Source organism: Enterorhabdus sp. P55 (assembly GCF_009911695.1).
GTDB lineage: Bacteria > Actinomycetota > Coriobacteriia > Coriobacteriales > Eggerthellaceae > Enterorhabdus.
This window is the reverse complement of sequence record NZ_QWKK01000248.1, coordinates 1-957: the sequence shown is the minus strand read 5'-3', so window position 1 is coordinate 957 and position 957 is coordinate 1. Positions and strand designations below refer to the sequence as shown.

1 protein-coding gene is annotated in these 957 nt (G+C 35.0%); it reads right to left on the bottom strand.

The annotated features are described in order from the left end of the window. Window positions 1–957 (bottom strand): collagen binding domain-containing protein (locus D1643_RS11105; protein WP_305038657.1); only part of this gene is annotated, 957 nt, incomplete at both ends.

Genomic DNA, 957 nt, shown 5'->3' with positions numbered 1-957 from the left:
TGTCAGTATCCTTATCAACCTTAGTCAATTGATAGTCTAAATTCGTTCCTTCAGCAGTTCCACTATTGTTTACAACATCATGTGATCTTGTAACTTCTCCAGTCACTACTTTTGTACCTGTACCAGTGACAGTCACTGTATTGCTCAACGTATCATTTATCTTAGAACTGTTGATTAATGTCCGATAATGAACAGAATATGCTGTCGAAATTTCATGTAAGAATTTAATTGTCATGACTTGCTCACCACTTGTTTGGTCAGTCGTAATATTAATTGAATAATCCTTACCTTCTGTCAACACATTTGTCTTATCAACTGTAATTGCACCATTAGTGGCAATTTTTGTTCCATAAGCAACAACATCACTCTTGTCCAATACTTGATTCGTTGAGGGCTTGTCAACAACCGTAACATCTTTCAATGTTGATTGCTCTGGATTTACTGTAATATTCCATACCGCATAAGCAGAATCTTCTGGATCTTGCTCACCAGTTTTATAAGCAACCTTACCACTATTTGGTACTGACACTTTAGCAGTTAGGTCCTTATCCTGACCATCATTTGTATACTTTGCAGTATTATCATAGCTAAGCGCATCAATGACTTTTCCTTCTAATGAAGTTTCAAATATCATAACATAAGCCTTATTGCTATTTTCTGGCAAATTAGCCGTTAGTGTTCTGCTATCTTTAGCATAATCAATATTTGTACCAACTGGATTACCTAATTTATAACTACCATCTGGATTAATTGTGGCTTCATATAACTTGGCACTATCAGTAACATACTCTGGATCTCCTGTCAGTATATCTACCAATTTAGCGTTCTTTAATTCTCGTTGATTATAATTAGCCACAACTGTCCATGTAATATGCTTATTGACTGCATTATAACTACCTGATTTTGTACCATCCGTTACGAATTCTTGTTTTGGTATAAAATCTGCTGAACCATTAT